This window comes from Photorhabdus sp. RM322S (genome assembly GCF_042879395.1).
GTDB classification, from domain to species: Bacteria; Pseudomonadota; Gammaproteobacteria; order Enterobacterales; family Enterobacteriaceae; genus Photorhabdus; species Photorhabdus khanii.
In genome coordinates, this window is record NZ_JBHFKW010000085.1 from 1 (window position 1) to 5,486 (window position 5,486).

Annotated in this window: 4 protein-coding genes and 2 pseudogenes; 3 read left to right on the forward strand and 3 right to left on the reverse strand. The window is 40.9% G+C overall.

From position 1 onward, the window contains the following. Positions 1–176: 176 nt before the first annotated feature. The 3 genes and pseudogenes from ACGF63_RS22205 to ACGF63_RS22215 all read left to right on the forward strand — a co-directional run bounded on the left by ACGF63_RS22205 (position 177) and on the right by ACGF63_RS22215 (position 2,768). Positions 177–803 (forward strand): tail fiber assembly protein, encoded by a 627-nt coding sequence (locus tag ACGF63_RS22205; protein WP_387633249.1) that lies wholly within the window; start codon positions 177–179, stop codon positions 801–803. 51 nt (positions 804–854) lie between these two features. After that, positions 855–1,103: pseudogene (locus ACGF63_RS22210) on the forward strand (transposase); the annotation flags it as partial. 594 nt (positions 1,104–1,697) lie between these two features. Continuing rightward, positions 1,698–2,768, forward strand: coding sequence for a glycosyltransferase (locus tag ACGF63_RS22215; RefSeq protein ID WP_387633251.1), 1,071 nt, complete (start codon positions 1,698–1,700; stop codon positions 2,766–2,768). A 232-nt stretch (positions 2,769–3,000) separates the two neighbouring features. Here ACGF63_RS22215 and ACGF63_RS22220 read toward each other — a convergent pair whose 3' ends face one another. The 3 genes and pseudogenes from ACGF63_RS22220 to ACGF63_RS22230 all read right to left on the reverse strand — a co-directional run. Further along, positions 3,001–4,269: an IS4 family transposase gene (locus tag ACGF63_RS22220; protein ID WP_387633253.1), complete on the reverse strand. Its 1,269-nt coding sequence runs from the start codon at positions 4,267–4,269 to the stop codon at positions 3,001–3,003. A 360-nt stretch (positions 4,270–4,629) separates the two neighbouring features. After that, complete coding sequence (locus tag ACGF63_RS22225) at positions 4,630–5,256, reverse strand: tail fiber assembly protein (RefSeq protein WP_387633255.1); 627 nt, start codon at positions 5,254–5,256, stop codon at positions 4,630–4,632. Beyond that, positions 5,256–5,486: pseudogene (locus ACGF63_RS22230) on the reverse strand (histidine kinase); the annotation flags it as partial. The pseudogene ACGF63_RS22230 and the gene ACGF63_RS22225, both read right to left, overlap by 1 nt.

A 5,486-nucleotide genomic window follows, 5' to 3' on the forward strand; every position in this document is an offset into this window, starting at 1 on the left:
GCGGACGAATTTAAATCGCACACTCATACAAATTCTTTGTATGACGCCGGTTCAGCCGCAGAATATTTTGGCCGTAGCAACTGGAAACGCAATGGCAGCATTGAAACTGGAGCCACAGGCGGTAACGAAACCCGTCCCCGAAACATCGCATTTAACTACATAGTGAGAGCAGCATAATGACAACGCAAAAATATTCTTTAGAACCGGAAACAGCAATATTGAGTAAAGATGGATTGGCAGAAAAAGCGGGCTGGCTGACAATCTACCATGCAGCACCTCATTCAAGGGAGTTTATCGGCGCGGCACCAGAATATCTAATGAAGGGGATAGGAATACCGGCCAGTTCCTATACAGATGCTCCAACACTTCCTGAATCCGATTCTATGGCTGTTAGGCGCACAGCAGATGGAGAACACTGGGAAACTGTACTCGATTATCGTGGAAAAACAGCTTACAACACACAAACTCGATTACCGCAAGAAATTACCAATCTGGGTGAACTATCTGAAACCCTAACATTCGAACAACCTGCTACTCATTTTGATAGATGGGATGGCTCAAAGTGGGTGACTGACAAAGCAGCAATAAAGGACAGTGAGATTGAGCAGGCAGAACAACTACGCGACACACTGTGCACACAAGCTAATGAAACCATTACGTGGCTCCAATATGCCGTTGATGTTGAATTGGCTTCGGAAGAGGAACAGTCACTGTTACTTGAATGGAAAAAGTATCTGGTATTGCTGAACCATGTTGATTCTTCACTAGCGCCTGATATTGAATGGCCTAAGATGCCAGAATGATGATAAGGGCTGCTTATGCAGCCCGATGACAATAATAAAACATCTGTATTTCGTAATGAGTTAAAAAGTAAAGGGATTAAAGCTGTTGTTCGCCATAAGTCTAACGAAAAAAAGAGAACAGATAAGAGCTATAAATTTGACGTTAGGTTATATTAAAGAAATGTTGTGGAAAGGTGCTTTGGAGGGATGAAGAGGTACCGGCATATAGCCACCCGCTACGAAAAAACAGCTAGAAATTACCTGTCGATGTTGAAACTCAGCTGTATCTGCCTATTGCTAAAATTGACGCCGGTTAATTAAAGGATATAGCCTAATACTACAGCCGTAAGAACCCAAGATCCGTGTTTTTTCTGATGTTCACGACGCAAAAAAACCACATGGTTTGAATCTTTCCTATAAGTGTCCTTCTGTTGAAAAAAGGAAATACGGCTGTAATGTTAGCCCAATCCCTTACTTGGCAAGTGATAAAGTAAAGTGACCTACTACTTGGGGAAGCTATTCAGTTCTTCTATATTTAAAGTATTCAGGTTTCAAAAATTACCATATTATTTTAATTCACATGGTGAAAAATATATAGTATGGTACTAATTAAGGATTTAGCTGGATGTAGAGATAGAGTCCCAGCTTCCTTTTTTCAAAAGTGGAATTATTTTTTACCATTATATGAATATGTTATCGATACATAGATATGAAACTCATAAAAAACAATCTAATCAGACTATTACCAGTTGTTGCTCTCTTTAATTTCTTGCTTTTTAGCCCATATAACTTTAGGCTTTTGTTTAAGAATAGGGGATGTATTCACTATGCTTTTTATTTTCCTATAGAGCTATCCTTCTCACGTTTGGTATAACCCTCATTTATGATCTATTCTTTATGTAGGTGGAAATTATCATGAAAAAAATAATTATTGTAGGCTATGAGCTTAGTGGTTCTGGTGGCACAGAAACTGTTTGTAAGAAATGTACTTCTTTACTCTCTCAAGACAATGCAGATGTAGATGTTAGTTTTGTCTTTTTCAAAGAAAATAAGAATGTTTCTAATGACATCTGGCTAAAAGGAATGAAATATAAACGTATCTTTTCGCAAATAAGGAACCCAACAATTCGCCGAATTCATTTTGCATTTCAATTTTCAAGGTGCATCAAACAAGAAAATCCTGATTTGATTATTGCTATTTCCACACGAGGTTGTTACATATCTAACTTAGCCAGGAAAATCTCATTCACAAAAATACCTGTATTCTCTTGGATCCACCGTTCCCTGTATTCTGCATATAAAGCAATATTTACACTCAAAGCAGATTACCACCTATCCATTAGTACCGGCAATTCTAACTATTTAAGCAATATTGGAGTTCCCAATAATAAAATACATACAATTTTTAACCCAATATCAAGAACATCAATAGTTATTACTCGTCCTAAAAATATATCGAGATTTATCTATGTAGGAAGAGTCATTGCAGGAGAAGGGAAAAATTTGCAAAGTATGTTCCATGCTCTTTCACAAATTAAAGGAAGATGGGAATTAAATATCTTGGGATCAGGAGATGATGTGGGTATTCTACAATCGTTAGCAACTGATTTAAATATAGAACAAAAAATTTTATGGCACGGCTGGCAAGTAAATCCTTGGGACTACATTGTTAATAATATAAAAGAAGTAACCGCATTATTACTTACATCAACACATGAAGGCTTACCAATGGTACTTGGTGAAGCTAATTCCTATGGCATTTACTGTGTCAGTTCTGACTGTAAAACAGGTCCATCAGACATTATTCAAAACTTTATGAATGGAGTCCTATATCCTGTTGATAGGCCTGATGTGTTGGTAAACCTCCTACAAGATATTGTTGGCGGGAAGCCACTACCTGACAGTATTGATATCAAAAATGCAATAGAAAAATTCTATGATAATAATTATTTGAGTAGAATTAAATCCGCACTGAACATTTCTTAAACATTAATGCTCAGCTAATATTTTTTCAGTTTCTTATATTTAAAATTTTTGTATTAGAATACAACGAAAAATTAAGATAATTTTGGAGTAACACGGTATTTTTTCACTAACTTAACTGTTTCCCTTTTCCATAATAATAATATTTAAATCAATAGCATCTTGCAATGGTAAGAAAATGATACACTATTAATATAACTATAACCAGACCTATAGAAGCTTCATACACTGAACCTTAAGTATTAAGCCTCTCGAAAATACCCTCCAACCCATTATTTTTATTGGATTTTCCTTGGGGCAACTTCAACGCATTTTTGGAAAGATATTTCAGGGCCCAATCCAGAGGGTGTTCTATTTCCGACCCGGCATGATGAATAATCGCGCCCAATATCGGCAATAACCAGACATCAACATTTTTGGCGGCCTTGAGAAAGGAAACTGAAGGCAAAAACCGCCTCGCCAGACTGCGCCGGACTATCAACGCCAGCAAACTTGCCCAGATGAGCCCTTCCGCTATCGCTTTCTGGCCGGTTGCAAAGCCTGTCCAATTGGTGTGGGATTTTAGTTCCTTAAACAGCAGTTCGACCTGCCAGCGACAGCGATAGACCGCCATGATGTCATCGGCGGTAAAGTGGGATGGCGGCAGATTGGTGAGCCAAAAACAGAAGCGTTTTTCCTGCGCAAACCAACGCCGGATGACTCGAAATTCGAATCGGCCACGCCGACAGGTGAAATCCAGCACTTCAGCACGGTTGTTTTTGCGACTAACCTCCCGGAGTTTTTTGCCCGCCAGTGTCGGTAATTGTCGTCCCTGTCCATTTCGGGCGCTGACAATCAGGGGATTAAGCGATTGGCTTCCCCGAACGATAAATGACCCCCCGGACAGGGAAAGTTGTTCGAAGTACCCGAAATCCACGTAACCGGCATCCGCCAGCAGCAATTTATTGCGTAAGGTGTGAGGGGCAGGCAGATAAGCCCGCTCGGAGGCCGTGTCTGCGGTCACCGTCATGGCGATGGGCGATTGGCTGAAAAAAGACAGGGTCATATGGCACTCAACCGCCGCCTTCAAGGGACTGAAACGACAGGGAAAAACCCCGGCTAACTCGGGATGAACGTTGAATGAGCTGCCATCCTGCAAGAGGATATCGTCAAACTGGCTGAATTTTTTGGGTAAGGGTGGCAAAGCTTTTTCAATCAACTGAGCCATAGCAAACGTCGCCAGCGTCTTCATAAAATCGGCGAAAGCGCTTTTACGCAACTGATTATGGAAGGGCTTATAGACGACAGTGTGTTTTTCACTCAGACACATGCCGTTAAATTGCCGGTGCAGGTCAGCGATGGAGGTGCAGTTTCCTTTGCTCAGTGCGGCAATCAGACTGAGAACCAGAGACTGTGGCCCAATATTTCTGAGTCGTTCCATAAAGCCACATTGGCGGGCGGTTTTTTCAAGAAAAACGTCACTGAAGAATTGCATTAACTGAAGTTTTGTGGGGATAATTGTCATCGGCTTTATTCTCTGCTCTCGGTATTTTGTTTGGCGACAATTATCAGATCATAAATAAAGCCTTTTTTCTATCTAAAATAACCGGTTGGCGCTAAAGATCCTGTTTATGATAGAAGCTTAAAGATCTCTGACTGTTGACAAGAACCTGTTTAAGAAAGCAGGTTTTTTAGTAATACTAATAAGGTAATTCAGATGGTGTAATCTACAACTAATCGGCAGAATACTGAGCCTGTAAGGTTAAAATGATCTTCCTCGGTGAATAACGAAATAGCATCATAAAGCACAATAGGTGGGAATAATCTCGAAGAAGGCAGATAAATTATTATTGTCATTGGGCTGCATAGGCAGCCCTTATTTTTATCATTCTGGTATCTTAGGCCATTCAACATCAGGAGCCAGTGAGATATCAACACGACTCAGTAATACCAGATACTTTTTCCAGCTCAGTAGCTGTGCTTTTTCTTCTTCTGAGGCCAGTTCAGTATCGACAGCATATTGTAATAAAGTAGCGGCCTCATTAGCTTGTTGGCAAAGTGTGGCACGTTGCTGCTCTGCCTGCTCAATCTGACTCACTTTCAGAGCGTTTTTGTCGGTAATCCATTCTTTACCGGTCCACTTGTCGAAATGAGTTGTGGGTTGTTTGAAAGTCAGGGTTTCTGGTAATTCACCCAGTTTAGTAACTTCTTGCTGTGCGCAGGTTTGCTTGTTGTAAGCAATTTTTCCGCGATAGTCTGGGATGGTTTCCCAACACTTTCCATTCACACTACGACAAACAGCCAAATCATCAGACTTCGGCAGCTCCGGCGCATCGGGATAAGCACCCACTGATACACTGACACCCAACATTAAGTATTCAATATCAGCGCCGGTAAATTCCCTTGTCATCTGATCAGTGTGGTAGACATTCACCCAACCAGCTTTCTCGGCTAATCCGTCCTTACCTAATACTGCCATTTCGGGCTCTAAAGAATATTTTTGCGTTGTCATTATGCTGCTCTCACTATGTAATTAAAGGCGATGTTGCGGGGGCGGGTTTCTGCACCGACAGCACCGTTGTTTGTAAATCCATCAAAATCACTACCGTTGTTTGTGAACGGCAAGGGTTGTTTTGAATCGTTATGATATGAACCCAAGTGGTTTCTCCCAGTTGTAGCGCCGAAATCACCGCCATAGCCGCCGTGACCATTCACATGCGAGTGGTATTGAACTTGCTGCAT